The 15,781-nt window shown below is 37.1% G+C and carries 14 protein-coding genes and 1 riboswitch; of the genes, 13 read left to right on the forward strand and 1 reads right to left on the reverse strand.

Features of this window, described 5'->3' with window-relative positions; all coding sequences use genetic code 11:
* The first annotated feature begins 278 nt into the window (after nucleotides 1–278).
* The 3 genes from ACIQ2D_RS11950 to deoD all read left to right on the forward strand — a co-directional run bounded on the left by ACIQ2D_RS11950 (nucleotide 279) and on the right by deoD (nucleotide 3,902).
* Nucleotides 279–1,400 carry a C40 family peptidase gene (locus ACIQ2D_RS11950; protein ID WP_402864269.1) on the forward strand — a complete coding sequence of 374 codons (1,122 nt, stop codon included), beginning with the start codon at nucleotides 279–281 and terminating at the stop codon, nucleotides 1,398–1,400.
* A gap of 378 nt (nucleotides 1,401–1,778) precedes the next feature.
* On the forward strand, nucleotides 1,779–3,155 hold the full coding sequence (locus ACIQ2D_RS11955; RefSeq protein ID WP_402864271.1) for a purine-cytosine permease family protein: 1,377 nt from the start codon (nucleotides 1,779–1,781) through the stop codon (nucleotides 3,153–3,155).
* A 36-nt stretch (nucleotides 3,156–3,191) separates the two neighbouring features.
* Nucleotides 3,192–3,902, forward strand: coding sequence for a purine-nucleoside phosphorylase (gene deoD / locus ACIQ2D_RS11960; protein WP_402864273.1), 711 nt, complete (start codon nucleotides 3,192–3,194; stop codon nucleotides 3,900–3,902).
* A 72-nt stretch (nucleotides 3,903–3,974) separates the two neighbouring features.
* Here the strand turns inward: deoD and ytvI are convergent, their stop codons facing one another.
* On the reverse strand, nucleotides 3,975–5,033 hold the full coding sequence (ytvI, locus tag ACIQ2D_RS11965) for a sporulation integral membrane protein YtvI (protein WP_402864275.1): 1,059 nt from the start codon (nucleotides 5,031–5,033) through the stop codon (nucleotides 3,975–3,977).
* Nucleotides 5,034–5,141: 108 nt separating this feature from the next.
* Between ytvI and ACIQ2D_RS11970 the strand changes: the two genes are divergently transcribed.
* The 10 genes from ACIQ2D_RS11970 (at nucleotide 5,142) to ACIQ2D_RS12015 (ending at nucleotide 15,674) form a co-directional block, all read left to right on the forward strand.
* Entirely contained in the window at nucleotides 5,142–5,690 is a 549-nt protein-coding gene (locus ACIQ2D_RS11970; RefSeq protein ID WP_402864277.1) for a hypothetical protein, read from the forward strand.
* Between the two features lie 266 nt (nucleotides 5,691–5,956).
* A riboswitch (cobalamin riboswitch) is annotated at nucleotides 5,957–6,176 on the forward strand.
* A gap of 238 nt (nucleotides 6,177–6,414) precedes the next feature.
* Nucleotides 6,415–6,957 carry a hypothetical protein gene (locus ACIQ2D_RS11975; RefSeq protein ID WP_402864279.1) on the forward strand — a complete coding sequence of 181 codons (543 nt, stop codon included), beginning with the start codon at nucleotides 6,415–6,417 and terminating at the stop codon, nucleotides 6,955–6,957.
* Nucleotide 6,958: 1 nt separating this feature from the next.
* Nucleotides 6,959–7,906 (forward strand): ABC transporter substrate-binding protein, encoded by a 948-nt coding sequence (locus tag ACIQ2D_RS11980; RefSeq protein ID WP_402864281.1) that lies wholly within the window; start codon nucleotides 6,959–6,961, stop codon nucleotides 7,904–7,906.
* Between the two features lie 176 nt (nucleotides 7,907–8,082).
* Nucleotides 8,083–8,862, forward strand: a complete 780-nt coding sequence (locus ACIQ2D_RS11985) for a tyrosine-protein phosphatase (protein WP_402864283.1) — start codon at nucleotides 8,083–8,085, stop codon at nucleotides 8,860–8,862.
* A 349-nt stretch (nucleotides 8,863–9,211) separates the two neighbouring features.
* A complete protein-coding gene (locus tag ACIQ2D_RS11990; protein ID WP_402864467.1) occupies nucleotides 9,212–10,576 on the forward strand; it encodes an MATE family efflux transporter in 1,365 nt (454 codons plus the stop codon).
* Nucleotides 10,576–11,409 carry a putative RNA methyltransferase gene (locus tag ACIQ2D_RS11995; protein WP_402864285.1) on the forward strand — a complete coding sequence of 278 codons (834 nt, stop codon included), beginning with the start codon at nucleotides 10,576–10,578 and terminating at the stop codon, nucleotides 11,407–11,409. The genes ACIQ2D_RS11990 and ACIQ2D_RS11995 overlap by 1 nt, the downstream gene beginning before the upstream one ends.
* Nucleotides 11,410–11,488: 79 nt before the next feature.
* Nucleotides 11,489–12,097 (forward strand): lysophospholipid acyltransferase family protein, encoded by a 609-nt coding sequence (locus ACIQ2D_RS12000; protein WP_402864469.1) that lies wholly within the window; start codon nucleotides 11,489–11,491, stop codon nucleotides 12,095–12,097.
* A 117-nt stretch (nucleotides 12,098–12,214) separates the two neighbouring features.
* Nucleotides 12,215–12,679, forward strand: a complete 465-nt coding sequence (locus ACIQ2D_RS12005) for a low molecular weight protein-tyrosine-phosphatase (RefSeq protein ID WP_402864287.1) — start codon at nucleotides 12,215–12,217, stop codon at nucleotides 12,677–12,679.
* A gap of 327 nt (nucleotides 12,680–13,006) precedes the next feature.
* Nucleotides 13,007–13,726, forward strand: coding sequence for a YebC/PmpR family DNA-binding transcriptional regulator (locus tag ACIQ2D_RS12010; RefSeq protein WP_402864289.1), 720 nt, complete (start codon nucleotides 13,007–13,009; stop codon nucleotides 13,724–13,726).
* A 205-nt stretch (nucleotides 13,727–13,931) separates the two neighbouring features.
* A complete protein-coding gene (locus tag ACIQ2D_RS12015; protein WP_402864291.1) occupies nucleotides 13,932–15,674 on the forward strand; it encodes a methyl-accepting chemotaxis protein in 1,743 nt (580 codons plus the stop codon).
* Nucleotides 15,675–15,781 lie beyond the last annotated feature (107 nt).

Below are 15,781 nucleotides of genomic sequence, written 5' to 3' on the forward strand. Positions count from 1 at the left end.
GCTGGGGATTTGCTTTAGTTGTAGATATACATAACTTTTTGTAGTCGATCAAGCACTTAATGTAGAAAAAAACGTCGATTTCGATAATATTACAAATGTATTGCGAGTTTTACTAAACTATTAAAAAGCTGAAAAATAGTATAAAAGTTTGTGTGTAAATGCTAAACTAGGAAACGGCTAATATAAATATAGGGAAATAAAAATATAAAACATCGTTCAAGTGATTGTATACATAGGAACTAAGAGCGAAATAAATGTTCGAAGGGAAATGAGTATTCGTGGGTAAACGTAACAAATGGCGTAAATCGATGGTGCTAGCACTAGCTTTAGCTGGCGGCATATTATTTAATACAGTTCAACCAATAGAAGTACAAGCAGAAGAAACTTCTCAACAAATGATTGAGAAGAAGGCACAAATTGATGCAGAAGTAAAAAAATTAGAAGCGGAGTTAACACAGCTTCAAGAAGATATGGATGCAAAAATAAAAGTGTTCAATCAAGTACAAGCTGATATTAAAGAAGTAGATGCAAGTATTGTTGAAACAGAAAAGCGTATTGAGCAACGTACAGCTATTTTAAGTGATCGTATGGCAGCATACCAAGCACAAGATAACACTGTGGGTGTTTATTTAAGCGTTGTACTTGAATCAAAAAGTTTTGCAGATTTAATGGACCGTGTCGTAGCGGTTAAAACATTAATGGATGCTGACCAAGAATTAGTTGACCAACAAGAAGCTGATAAAGCAAGCTTAAAAGTACAAAAAGCTACATTAGATGAAAAACAACAAGAGTTACAAAAGCAATTCCAAGAGCTTCAACAAACAGAAAGCGAAATGGAAGTTAAAAAAGCTGAAAATGAAGCAAAATCACTAGCATTACAAGCTCAAATTGCAACGAAGCAAGAGGAAGAACGCTTAGAGGCAGCGCGTAAAGCTGCTGAAGAAGAAGCGGCTCGACTTCGTGCACTTCAAGCAGCTACACCAGTAATGCAAACAACGAAAAACGGTAAACCGCAAACAATCGTAGTTGGTTCAGGTGCAGGCACTGCATCTTCAGGTGATGCTATTTCAGTAGCAAAGCAATTTTTAGGTCGCCCTTATGTTTGGGGCGGTAGCAATCCATCAACAGGCTTTGACTGTTCAGGTCTTGTACAATGGTCTTATAAACAAGCTGGCGTATCATTACCACGTACAGCATCACAACAATACTTATCAACAAAGCGTATTTCTGCTAGTGAAGCACGTGTTGGGGACTTAGTATTCTTCAGTTACGGATCAGGTGTTGCCCATGTAGGTATTTACATGGGTAACAACACAATGATTAACGCACAAAACAAAGGTGTCGTTATTGAATCATTAGATTGGTGGAACAAATATTTAGTAGGCTTCGGTCGTATTTAATAAATCGTAAATTTTTATAATGTATAAAAAGGTCATCTTTGTAGTTTATTCCTACAAAGATGACTTTTTTTATTTAGGAATTGAAAGGGACTTGAGGGTGCGTAAATTGTTAAAAAAAAGTCATATCTCAAACTTTTTTCTTCAAATATTATTTAAAAAATTATTCATGTGGTGTTATTATATAAACGTAATGTAAGTGCTCACAAAATGAGAAAACTTATGTTTTTCTTTTTTAAATTTTAGAGGTCTGACATCAGACGTTAATTATAAGATGAGGAAAGTGAGGTCATAAAAAACTTTAATAAAAAATCATGAATCACTCATAAATTACAATGTTTTAGGGGAAGTTAACTATAAAATAGAAAGAGGTCTTAGGAAATGAGTCAAAAATATCCTGATTTAATTCCGGAAAATGAAAGAGTTGGGCAACCTAAGCAGTTATTTTGGATATGGTTTTCATTGAATATCGGTATCATGGGATTGGTTTATGGAGGAATTATTGTTAGTTATGGTCTTAACTTCATTCAATCCGTCGTAGCTGCATTCTTAGGGGCAGCATCGTTTGCGCTTATCGGCTATCTTAGTTTACCAGGTAAGCTAGGACAAGCACCGACATTTGTTTTATCACGCGCACCCTTTGGAACAAAAGGGAACTTGATTCCAGCTGTACTGGCATGGATCTGTTTGATTGGTTGGCTGAGTGTCGGTAACGTTCCTACTGGTATTTTCTCCATTAATGCCATTGTTACTGCACTTGGATTAGAAGTAACAACAACAACACAAATAATCGGGTTAATCGGTCTTGCGATTGCGATTATGGCATTATCTCTTGTGAATCAAGAAACACTTGTTAAAGCTCAAACAATATTTACTTACATTTTCGGTGCACTAACAGTAGTTGTATTGGTTATTTTAGTACCGCAAACTGATTGGTCAGCACTTGTGAATATGCCAAATGGAGACTGGATTGGCGGGGTACTTCCTGCGATTTCCATTATAATTGCAGGTTCTGCACTAAGTTGGGCAATGTGTGCGAGTGATTACTCTTGTTATCAAAGTCCCGAGTCTTCGAATAAAGCGATTTTCTGGACAACAACGTTCGCATCAGCTTCACCACTGTTTGTCATTATGTTCTTGGGTATTTTAATGAATGCAACGAACCCTGAACTTGTGAATTCTGCGGATCCAATTGCGGCATTAGCTTTACAAATGCCTAAATGGATGGTTATTCCATACTTTATTACAGCATTAGGTGGTATTATCCCACCGGCAGTTATTTCACTTCGTTCAGGACGTAATGCTTTAGAAGCTACAAATATTAAGCTTTCAGATCGAACATCGATTATTTTCCACGGTGCAATCATGGTATTGCTTCCGACTTATGTGTTATTCATCAATGGAGACTTCTTAGGTTCATTCCAAATGTTCTTAGGGGTTGTCGGTATCGGCTTGGCTGCTTGGACAGCTGTATTCGTAGCGGATTACATTATTCTTCGTAAAAAGCAAGGCTATGATCCTGATATCATTTCAGGTGATAAAAATATTGCTGTGAATAAAGGGAATGTAATTATATGGTTTGTGAGTGTTATTGTTGGACTTCTGTTCACTTCAAATCCGATTTTCCCTGCTATATTTGCAAAAGGAATTTTCGAAGGTAACAGCCTTGGCGTATTACTAACATTTGCAGTAGGTTTAGTTTTAAGCTGGATTTATTCATCAGCACAATTGAAAAAGCAAACAGAAGTAGCGAAATAAATTTAACATATCAATTTTCTGGAGGTAAGAAGTATTATGAGTATCCATTTAAATGCAAAAGAAGGTCAACTATCTGAAAAAGTATTGATGCCAGGAGATCCACTTCGTGCTAAATATATTGCAGATACTTTTTTAGAGGATGTTGAGTGTCACAATACAGTTCGCGGAATGTATGGTTATACGGGGACATATAAAGGGCATAAGATTTCTATCCAATCTTCAGGAATGGGTGCTCCTTCCATGAGTATTTATGCTACTGAGCTCATTAAAGATTATGGTGTGAAAAATATTATTCGCATTGGTACAATTGGAGCTATGAAGCGTGAAGTAAAAATCCGCGACATTGTTATGGCAATGGCAGCTACGAATGATTCAAAAATGCAAAACATTATTTTCCCGCAAATTAATTATGCACCAAACGCAAGCTTTACTCTTCTTGAGAGAGCATATCGTTTATCTAAACAAAATGCTGATTTGAATGTGCATGTAGGTAATGTATACACTGGCGATGCATTCTATGAGGATGATGATACGATGATTCATAAGCTGGCTGATTACGGTGTGCTAGGTGTAGATATGGAGACATCAGCGCTTTATACACTTGGAGCTAAATATGGTATCGACGTTTTAAGTATCATGACAGTGAGTGACCATGTTATTACTGGTGAAGAAACAACAGCAGAAGAACGTCAAACAACATTTAATGACATGATCACTGTAGCGTTAGAGACTCTTATTAATGATTAATTTTTAGCAATAGAAAAAACCTTACTCATATTTTGGGTAAGGTTTTTTTGTTTGATTTAGAAACTTTTATTTCTAAATCTTGAAGTTTAATTTAATAATGCCTGTTTCTTTTAAGGCAAAGAACAAGATGATGACAAATGGTCCGACTAGTAAACCGACAATACCAAACAACTGCAAGCCAACAAACATTGCAATTAAAGTAGGTAAAGGAGATAAACCAATATGGGCCCCCATGACCTTAGGTTCGACTGTACGACGAATAATGAGTAGAATAGTAGCTAAGATGAATAATTTAATTGCTAATGATGTATTGCCCATTAATAAATGATAAGTGCCCCATGGTGCTAAAATGATAATAGAACCCAGAAATGGGATAACATCAATAATCCAAACTATCAATGCCATTGTTACTGCATATTTTGGCTGAATGATATATAACCCGATAAGTGCAACCCCGCCAATTATAAAACTAACGAGTATTTGAGCCTTCATAAAGCCGAAGAAAGCATCTTTTAAACGGGTAGTAATGATTTTCATCTTGTTTGCAGTTTCGGGTTTTAAATATTTATATACAATACGTTTTATTTTAGGTATATCTAGCATAAATAAAAATAGGGCAATCATATAAACAAGAAGGCTAATAAAAAGACTAGGGATTTCTGAAAGTAAGTTCGTAACTTTGCTATAATTGAAGAAGCTTAAAAAGGACTCTTCAACCTTTTTGATGAAATCCCATGTTGTATTTTGGAGTGAAGTTCTAACTTCAGCTGGGAAGTTTTCGGTGTATTGGGAAATGTGACCCTGCATTTGTAGCCACATATCAGATAACTTTGAAATATAGTAAGGTGCTTGTTTAGAAATGGAAATAATTTGCGACATCAATTGTGTAATAGTAAAGTAACACATAACAGCAATAAATGTGGCACTTACTATATAAATGACAGCGACAGCTATTTTACGTGACATTTTCCATTTACGTTTAAAAAACATGACAATAGGTTCTAGCAAAAAAGCAGTAATCCCAGCTAAAATAATGGGTACCGAAACAGGAATGATGAAGTATCCTGCAATAATTAGACCGATAATGACAAGAGTTCGGAAAATCGTTTTTCTTGTAATTGTTCTATTCAAAAGCTCACCTGCTTATAAAAATATTTGAAAATAGAGGATTTATTTAGTGTAACATAGATTTTTTATAAAATTATGGCGTTCTGAAAGAATTAAAGGTAGGGATGGATAATGGAAAAAGACATATTACAACTTTTTAGCAATTTGACTGAGCATGATCGTGATATCCAATATGAATCTTTTGAAGAGTTAATGAAAATTGTAAAGGAACCCGTAGATTGGACATATTCAGTCTGGGAGCAACTTATCAAGGCACTTACATTTAAAGATGAGCATATACGTGCACAATCAGCACAGTTTTTATGTGCACTTGCAGCAAAAAGTGATCCAGAAGAACGTGTATTAGAAGATTTTATGAAAATTTGGGCTGTAACTTATGATGAAAAAACCGTTACAGCAAGACATAGTTTACAATCGATTTGGCGTATCGGATTAGGTGGACAAGTGCAAAGGGATTTAGTTGTTTCGCATTTAGCGAAGCGATTCCATACATGTGTCGATGAAAAACATCCGTCACTTATTCGTTATGATATTATAGTATCCTTGAAAAATTTATTTGATGCAACAGGCGATACAAAACTATTAAATATTGCACAGAATTTAATCGAGAAAGAGCAAGATGCCAAATATAAAAAGAAATACAAGACAGCCTTACGTTAAATGTCAGGGACTTTTATTGATATAGTATATGGTAGATTTGAGGTATGAGATACAACATATGCGTAATTAAGGTTATTTTTATGGAATAATAAATCTATAATTTCCAATATAAATCAATGTGTTTTTTAGGTACATAGTGCACTGTTTTCCGTGCGTAAAAACAGAAATCCAGTCGTTAAAGAAAAATAGTGCTGGTTTTTGTGAGTATTTGCAACTTTTCGACTACTAAAGGGTGTTAATTTATGATAAACTGCTTAACAAGTGAATAATTCTTGCAGAATAAAGGTGCTAACTATTAGCATAATCGGGAATTCGGTGTAAGACCGAAGCTGTTTCCGCAACTGTAAGTGCAGAAGAAATAAGAGAATGCCACTGTCGAATGAAGAAAAATGCTTCTAGTAGATGGGAAGGCTCTTATGATTTCGCTACAAAATCATTGTAGTGAGCTGCACAAGCCAGGAGACCGACCTTTATTTGAGCGTATAAGCACTCTTCGGAAGATAGGAGGATATACGGCAAATACATATTGAACGTTATATGACGTGACCAATTATGCTATTTTCGTCGTTCCTTTTCGAAGAGGAGCGGCTTTTTTTATGGCTTTTTTATTGGTATATGGCATTCACGCCAGACTCAAAACGTTTGATGCGTGAATGGACTTATCAAAAGATATAGGGCCTTATAGCAGCGAGAATATCTTCATAGTAGAAAGAGGGGACCTTGTTTGAAGAAAGATGCACGCTATTCCTGTTACCCTTTCATGCGTGAAAAAGTAGCGACTGTCGATTTTGAAATTCGAACAGATTGCCTAACAACTCATGTAGGTGTGGCACTTGCAGCAGTCAAAAAAGAGATTGTTGAGGTAGTAAAAGAAGATCTACTTGAAATTTTACCTATGGCTTATCATGTCAACGGATCAGTACGTGGAAAATTAGCGGTTACTGACGAGGATTTAGCTTGGCTAAGTAGTCGTTATGATTTCTATGTGAGTCATGTAAAAGAAGCAATCCAAAGCTTTGTTTTACCACAGGGTACGGAAGCAGCAGCGGCGTTACACTTATGTCGTAGTGAGGCAAAAAAATCTTATCGTGCGCTCCATAAAGTTTCCGAGGAGAGAGAAGTACCAGAAATTCTATTTAATTATCTAGGTCTATTAGCAAACGTATTTTTTGTCATGGCTGTCTACATGAATCAACAAGCAGGCATTGCAGAAATTCCGTTTGTAAGTAAGTCTTACCCAATGAAAAAGAAAAAGGAGAATGTCTAAATTGAAAAAGATATTTAATTTCCAATGGCTTTCAGTATTAATGCTTGCATTTTTACTTGTAGGCTGTGGCACAGCAGAAGAAAACGCAAATGAGGATACATCAAAACAAGGCGCACAAAGTGAAGAATCAGGCTATAAAGTGAAGGATGACCGTGGGGTAGAAGTAGCTTTTGATGCAGTACCAGAAACAGTTGTTTCTTTACAACCTAGTAACACAGAGATTTTATTTGCATTAGGTGTTGGCGATAAAATCGTTGGCGCAACTGAGTATGATACGTACCCACCAGAAGCATTAGAAATCGAACGTGTTTCGGATTCAATGGTATTTAACAGTGAGCGTATTTTAGCATTAAATCCGGATGTAGTTATTGCCTATACAATTGGTGAAAAAGATGCACTAAAGGTACTTGAAGATGCTGGCGTAAAAGTATTTGTTATTCAATCAGCAACATCTTTTGAAGACGTTTACGGTGACATCGAGCAACTTGCTACTGTAATGGGTGTTAAAGACAAAGGTGAGCAGTTAAACAAAGAAATTAAAGCTAAAATCGCTGACGTACAAGCAAAATTAGCTGACGTAACAACACAAAAAAATGCATATTACGAAGTTAGTCCATTACCTAGCATTTATACGACTGCAGGAGGTACATTCCAACAGGAAATTTTAGATGCGGCTAAAGTAAACAATATTTTTGGCGATCAACAAGGGTGGATACAAGTTTCTGAAGAAGATATCATTGCTAAAAATCCTGAAGTTATTTTAACAACTAATAACTATATTGAAGATGCAGTTGGTGAAATTTTAGGTCGTAATGGCTGGAATACTATCCCGGCTGTTCAGAATAAAGAAGTGTTCCTACTAGATGCAGATACATTATCTCGTCCAGGACCACGTATTGGTGAAGCAGTTGAGCTAGTAGCAAAGGCTGTTTATCCTGAATTATTTTAATAAGTAAATGTTATAGGAAGTCGTCTCAATTATTGAGGCGATTTTTTTACTGTTGAATCCATTGTGAAAAGCCCAATCCTCAAGAAGAGCTTGCTTAGTGTAGAAATTGGTATTCTATTCTTTAATTCTATAAAATGGAGATATAGAGGATGGCTAAATCAAAGGAGGCGTAATGGATGAGACAATTTGACATGCAAGTTATTCCGTTTGAGGCAGTCTATAATTTCCGTGATATGGGTGGCTATAAGACAAAGGATGGACGTATTGTAAAGGATCGCTTGTTTTACCGCTCAGCAGCACTTGGTAAGATGACAGAGGCAGATAAAGAGCGCTTTGAAACGTTAGGGATTAAAACGATTTTCGATTACCGGGACGACCATGAAGCTCAGAGTAACCCGAATCCAGCATTTCCGAATACGAAGTATATTCAAATTCCCGCAAAGGGCATCCATGCTTTTGAAATGCCGACAAACGCTGAAAAGAAAATGGGTCGCCAAAATTTCTACAAAGTCGTCAATCCAGATATGTTCCGAGATTTTTATGCACAAATGCCATTTAATAACGCTTCCTTTAAAGAACTGATGGCAACGATTCAACAACCAGAAAACTTAGGTCTTGTTCATCATTGTGCAGTGGGAAAGGACCGTACAGGCATTGGCGGGGCACTGATTTTATTGGCGCTTGATGTACCTGAAGAGACAATCATACAGGATTATTTAGATACGAATATTTATCTCCGTCCAATGGTGGACCGTATGGCACAAGCTATTCAGCACGATTTTAATGATAAAGAATTACAACAATTTCACGCTCTAATGTCTGCTAGAGAAGATTATTTACAAGCAGCATTTAATGAAATGGATGTACGATATGGTTCAAAGGAGACATTTTTAGAACAAGAATTTAATCTGACAAAAGAGAAACGTGTGCAGTTACAGGCATATTGCTTACGTTAAATATATTCCTTCCCCCAAAAATGGGGGAGGGATATTTTTTTGAGGCTCTTCACTATAACGAGGGGTTGATTTCCGTTCCAGCTGGGCGCTTTCCGGGGGGGCGTCCGATGAGCCGCTTAGGGGCAACAGGATGTTGGTCACAAAGGCGTTGTCACAGGATGTGACGTATTTAGCCTTTGTTCCTCTGCTACGCTCACTCCAATCAACAAGCATTCAATATTGTTGGACTCTTTTAACCAAAGTCATCCCCGACTTCTGGTGATGAGCCTATTTTAAAAGAAAGTATGTTAAGATACAGTATATTTTCACTCCAAAAAGGAAGAAGTGACGTAAGTTGACTGATACAGTCATGAAGAAAAAAGGAGATGGACAGTTAAGTCTATTTCATTTAACATGGCCTATTTTCTTAGAAGTATTTTTATTTATGTTAATGGGGCTAGCTGATACATTTATGCTTAGTGCCTTATCGGATGATGCCGTTTCTGGTGTTGGCGCAGCCAATCAATATATTCATATTGCAATTTTAATCCTTGAAGTGGTCGGGAATGGGGCTGCGATAGTTGTGTCGCAATATTTAGGCTCGCGGCGTTATTTTGAAGCGGCGAGGATTTCTGCACTAGCGGTCACAATGAATGTAGCAGTCGGGTTGATCATGAGTATGGTGTTCTTCTTTGGTTCTAGTCATTTAATGAAGATGATGAATTTAAAAGGCGAAGTGCTTGTGCATGCGCAGAGTTATTTAGTGATTATTGGTAGTTTCATATTTTTACAGGCGATCATTAATGCGCTAGCGGCGGTCATTCGTGTACACGGCTGGACGAAACAAACGATGTACGTGTCACTTGGTATGAACATTTTGCACGTTGTATTGAACTACGGTTTGATTTTCGGTAACTTAGGTATGCCGGAGCTAGGTGTACAAGGGGCGGCTGTTTCTTCAGTTATTAGTAGAGCCATTGCGGTACTCGTGTTCTTCTGGTTGCTCTATCAAGTCATGGAAGTTCGTGTGAAGCTCGAATATTACTTTGCGTATTCAAAGGAATACGTGCGGAAAATTTTAAATATCGGCTTACCGTCAGCATTTGAGCAAGTGTTGTATCAGTTTTGCCAAATTGTGTTCTTATATTATGCAACATATTTAGGGGCAGAGACGTTAGCAGCAAGACAGTATGCGATGAATATTTCAATGTTTACATACTTATTCGCTATGGCGATTGGCATGGGGACAGCAATAATTATTGGACGTTATGTAGGTGCTGGTAATAAGGATGAGGCTTATCAGCAACTTTGGTTAAGTGTGCGTGCAGCATTTGCCTTTACGATTACAATGGTTATTATCGTGACGATTTTCAGAAAGCCATTAATCAGTATGTTTACTGACAATCCAGAGGTTATCAAAATAGGGGCTTCTGTATTGGCACTTAGTATTTTACTTGAAACAGGGCGTACGATGAATATTGTCATTATAAACTCGTTACGAGCGTCAGGGGATGCAAGATTCCCAGTGAAAATCGGATTCTTGTCGATGGTGTGTATGAGTTTGCCACTCGGTTATTTCCTTGTCTTCGTGTTAGATTGGGGCTTAATTGGGATTTGGCTAGCCATTTCAGCAGATGAATGGTTGCGGGCAATTATCGTATACTTTAGATGGAAAAGTAGGAAATGGGAGCGATATGCACTCGTTTCACCAACAGAAATAAAGGAGGCAAAATAGTGGGAGCATTATCAAAAAGAGCTGCAGGGGCGGCTTTGATGAACGAAAATATTATGTTATTTGCCTGCCCAATTTGTGCAACACAAATGCAAGTACGTGAACAAGGTAGCCTTGTTTGCACGGCAAATCATTCTTTTGATGTTGCCAAGCAAGGCTATGTAAATATGATGACACATGCAGCTACGTCAAAATATAGTAAGGAATTATTTGAATCGAGAAAGGCAATCATTGAAAGTGGAATATATGATTTACTAGAAGAAAAAATTGCAGATAAAATAGCAGGTGCAAAAACCGTATTAGATACAGGTTGCGGAGAAGGATCACATTTAGCGCGTATTATGACGCAACTCGATGGTGCTATTGGTGTGGGAATAGATATTGCCAAAGAGGGTATTTTAACTGCAGCACGTCATTATAGTGAGCAAATTTGGTGTGTCGGTGACTTAGCGAAAAGCCCATATGCGGAAACAAGCTTTGATGCAATTTTAAATATTTTATCGCCAGCAAACTACGGTGAGTTCAAACGACTCTTAACACCTGGTGGCTGCATCGTGAAAGTCGTTCCACAAAGTGGTTATTTACAGGAACTTCGTGCGCAGCTTTATGCAGATTCTGAGAAAGAAACGTATTCTAATGCTCAAACAGTGGAGCGTTTTAAAGAAAGTTTTGCAGAAGTGAGTATAGATCGTTTGACGTATACAATGCCATTAGCAATAGAACTGATACCAGCGTTGCTTGAAATGACACCAATGGGCTGGCATAAGACAGAGGATACGGAAGTAGCACTCACAGAAATTACGATAGATTTGGATATTTTGGTGGGCAAAATTTGATGAATTTTCATGCAATTGCAGTGTACTGGTATTTTCGATTACAATAGTCTTAATCAAAGTATAAGGTAGGAATGTGACAGTGTATAAATTAGCAGCAAACATTGTGAAAGCAATTTTTAAGTTGACGGGTTCTAAGGCTTGTATATATGAAGAGCAAAACTTACCGAAAGATGGTGGGTTTATCATCGCATGTACACATACAGGCTATGTTGATATTCTGAATTTAGGTATTTCCGTGTATCCACGTGAGATTCACTTTATGGCAAAAAAACAGTTGTTTGATATTAAGGGCCTTGGCTGGTTAATTAATCGTCTGAATGCATTTCCTGTAGACCGAGATAATCCTGGACCAAGTGTTATTAAAATTCCTTCACAATTACTGAAGGAAGGAAAAATTGTTGGGATTTTTCCATCGGGTACGCGTAACGCTGAAGGAACGGATTTGAAACAAGGAGCAATAACTATTGCTCAACTTTCTAAATCTCAAATCGTACCAGCTGCTTATGTCGGTGCGCGCACAGTAGGCGACGTTTTCAAAGGGCATAAAGGGTATTTAATTTACGGCGAGCCATTTTACGTTACAGGTAAAGGAAAAGATGGTCGTGAAGAATTTACGCAACATTTGGAAGCTGAACTTTTAAGGTTAACGGAAGAATTACATCAGCGTATTGCTGATCAAAAGAAGTAAATAATAACACTCAAAATCATTATGATTTTGAGTGTTTTAGCTTCATTCTTTTTTCAGTAGGTGTCTCAGTACAAACTGAATTACGTGAAGACGTAATTAATCGTAGGAGGAATAGTAATGATTCGTGTACTTTTTGTTTGTTTAGGAAATATTTGTCGTTCACCAATGGCAGAAGCAATCATGCGTGATTTAGTCATACAGCAAAATTTAGGGGACAAAATTGAAGTAGATTCAGCTGCGACAAGTACCAACCATATTGGGGAACCACCACATCGTGGCACGCAAGGGAAATTACGAGAATACGGTATTTCAACAACGGGGATGAAGGCGCGTCAATTGAAGAAGGACGATTTCGAACAATTCGATTATATAGTGGGGATGGATGAAAGTAATATTCGAAACATCAATATGATGCTTGGAAATCCAGACTCACCAAAGATTTTCCGCTTCTTAGATTTAACTGACCATAAAAAAGATGTGCCTGACCCATACTATACAGGTGATTTCCAAGAAACTTATGACTTGGTTGAGGAAGGTTGTCGGGCTTTATTGCAAAAGATTAAGCAAGAGCACCTGTTATAATTGAATGTGGCGATGAATAACGTCAAAGATTTATGGATCATCACCAAAATATGTGCTTGATTTAGAGTAAACATTGCTTTAAGTAAACACATGGAACGAAAGGCTCGCCCCCTGGAACGCGTCCGCCTGTAGTGGAATGTGCTGTCAAGTGATGATTTTAGTGTAGATCCAGATTTATAGGTGAATATAGAGGGAGAGTGCGCGTAATACGTATCATGCCTCTTTTTTTTTCGTGGTGAAGTAGTGTATAATACTACAGTATTTAAATACCATTTATTGTTGTATATCTAATATTTTTATAAATTAACTTGAAAGAGAGTGAAAATCATGGGTCGTAAGTGGAACAATATTAAAGAAAAAAAGGCGTCTAAAGACCAAAGTACGAGTCGTATAAATGCTAAATTTGGTCGAGAAATTTATGTAGCAGCTAAATCAGGTGAACCAGATCCAGAATCAAACCGTGCTCTTAAAGTAGTTCTTGAACGTGCTAAAACATATAGCGTACCAAAGCATATTATTGAAAAAGCAATCGAAAAAGCAAAAGGCGGCGGTGACGAAAACTTCGACGAATTACGTTATGAAGGTTTCGGACCAGCAGGCACAATGCTTATCGTGGATGCATTAACAAACAACGTAAACCGTACTGCATCTGACGTACGTGCGGCTTTCGGTAAAAACAATGGTAACATGGGAGTAAGTGGATCAGTTGCTTACATGTTTGATTCAACAGCTGTCATTGGTTTAGAAGGTAAAACGGCTGATGAAGTTCTTGAAATTTTAATGGAAGCGGATATAGATGCTCGTGACATTCTTGAAGAAGAAGAGGCAGTAATCGTTTATGCAGAACCGGATCAATTATTTGCTGCACAAGAAGCACTTAAAGCTGCAGGTGTAGAAGAATTCACAGTAGCAGAGCTTTCAATGCTTCCGCAAACTGAAGTTACTTTAACAGGTGATGATATTACAAAGTTTGAAAAATTAATTGATGCTTTAGAAGATTTAGATGATGTACAAAACATCTACCACAATGCGGATTTAGGTGAATAATCTTTATACTCAATAAAAGACCAGTAGCTTTCTAAGCTACTGGTTTTTTTTGTTGAGAAAAAATAGGTTTAACATCATATTTTTGATGTAAAATTAAGAATTTATGGGGGAATTGTGAATTACCCATTGTGTAAATATTCAAACCATACCATAATATATACATTAGTATATTTTGTTAACTTATATAAAAAAAGGGGGTTAGGATATGAAATTTTTACGTTCTATACAAGGGAAACTTATAATCATTTCTATGGCATTATTAATCGTGCCTAGCTTAATAATAGGGATAGTTAGTTATGAAAAAGCAAAAAGAGGTATGGAAGAAATAGGTGAGCAAGTTCTTCTAAATAGCGTGGAATCGGCTATGCAATTAATTGAAATTACCAATGAAAGTGTAGAAAGAGGCGACATCCCTTTAGAAGTTGCACAAGAAAGAGTACGTGAAGCCTTATTGGGACCAAAAGATAGTGAAGGAAAGCGACCAATCAACTATCCTGGAGATTTAGGAGAGTATGGCTATTTATATATATTAGATCATAAGGGAACGTTAACGACACATCCAACACGTGAAGGCGATAGTTTATGGGAAGATCAAGACAGTAGTGGTAAGTATTTTATTCGTGAAGTAACTGATAGAGCATTAGAGGGCGGGGGCTACACAGAATATGATTTTGAATTACCCGGTCAAACAGTTTTAGCAGATAAAATTATTTATTCGAAATTAGATCCAAATTGGGGTTGGATTGTCGCATCTGGTACGTATATGCAAGACTTCAATGCAGGGGCGAACTCACTGTTAGTTGTGATTAGTCTTACATTACTAGGGGCAATTGTTATCGGTACGATTATTGTTATTTTAGTCTCAAGACATTTAGCATTACCGATTCTCAGTTTGTCAAAACGAGTACGTGAAGTCGCAAAAGGTAATCTAACTGTAGAAATTGAAACTCTACAACGATCTGATGAAATTGGACAATTAAATGAAGGCTTTAACGATATGGTCGATCAATTAAAAACACTCATTACTGATGTAGAGGAAGCCATTGTCGAAATTCAATCGACATCTTCTAACTTAACAGCTGTAGCAGAGGAAACAAATGCCTATGGTGATGAAATTGTGAAAGCGATTACGGAAGTATCTAGAGGTGCGATGCAACAGGCATCAGACGCTGAAGATACAAATCGTACGGCCGTGGATTTTGCGCAACAAATTGTTGTTTTACACGATAAAAATGAATTGATGTTAGATTCATCTCGTGTGATGAAACGATCAAATGAAGAAGGACTTGTGAATTTAGATCGTTTAAAAGAAAAATCAGAGCAATCATCAGCGCTTATCAATAATGTACAAACTGTATTTGATAGTTTGATTGTAAAAGTGCGAGAAATTGAAGGAATCGTCGGGACGATAAATGAAATTTCAGATCAAACGAATTTATTAGCGTTAAATGCATCTATTGAGGCAGCCCGTGCAGGTGAACATGGCAAAGGGTTTGCCGTGGTGGCTGAGGAAGTGCGCAAGCTTGCTGACCAAACATCTGTAGCGACAGATTTAGTACGTACAACATTACGTGGTATTGAAAGTGAGACAAATCTAGTGACTGGCGAGATGCATAAAACTCATACAATCGTTCAAGAACAAAATAATTCAGTAGCCATCACAGAAATGTCGTTTAAGGAAATCGAAAATGCAGTTATTAAAATCAATTCAGCTATTGAAGAAATGACTGCTGGGGTAGAGTATTTAAATAACTCGAAAGATACAATGATGCAATCGATTGAGAGTATTGCTACGATTAGCGAGAAAAATGCATCGTCATCAGAAGAAGTAACAGCTTCTGTCGACGAGCAACAACGTGCAATTCAAATGGTCAGCGAATCATCAAATGATTTAACGGATGAGATTTCTGCATTACAAGAATCAATCAAACGCTTCATTATACGGTAATCAGCAGAAAGGAGCTATCTTTGTCTATAAGATAGTTCCTTTTCGCTGTGATACACAGGAAACTTCATGTAAGTTTTTTCGTTTCTTATAGTAAATAACTGGGGGTG

Origin of the sequence: Lysinibacillus sp. NPDC097287 (assembly GCF_044761695.1) — a bacterium.
GTDB lineage: Bacteria > Bacillota > Bacilli > Bacillales_A > Planococcaceae > Lysinibacillus.

Coding starts and splice junctions, on each gene's coding strand:
- ACIQ2D_RS12010 (WP_402864289.1), top strand. CDS start 13,007: ATGGGTCGTAAGTGGAACAATATTAAAGAAAAAAAGGCGTCTAAAGAC.
- ACIQ2D_RS11955 (WP_402864271.1), top strand. CDS start 1,779: ATGAGTCAAAAATATCCTGATTTAATTCCGGAAAATGAAAGAGTTGGG.
- ACIQ2D_RS11990 (WP_402864467.1), top strand. CDS start 9,212: ATGAAGAAAAAAGGAGATGGACAGTTAAGTCTATTTCATTTAACATGG.
- ACIQ2D_RS12015 (WP_402864291.1), top strand. CDS start 13,932: ATGAAATTTTTACGTTCTATACAAGGGAAACTTATAATCATTTCTATG.
- ACIQ2D_RS12005 (WP_402864287.1), top strand. CDS start 12,215: ATGATTCGTGTACTTTTTGTTTGTTTAGGAAATATTTGTCGTTCACCA.
- ACIQ2D_RS11970 (WP_402864277.1), top strand. CDS start 5,142: ATGGAAAAAGACATATTACAACTTTTTAGCAATTTGACTGAGCATGAT.
- deoD (WP_402864273.1), top strand. CDS start 3,192: ATGAGTATCCATTTAAATGCAAAAGAAGGTCAACTATCTGAAAAAGTA.
- ACIQ2D_RS11985 (WP_402864283.1), top strand. CDS start 8,083: ATGAGACAATTTGACATGCAAGTTATTCCGTTTGAGGCAGTCTATAAT.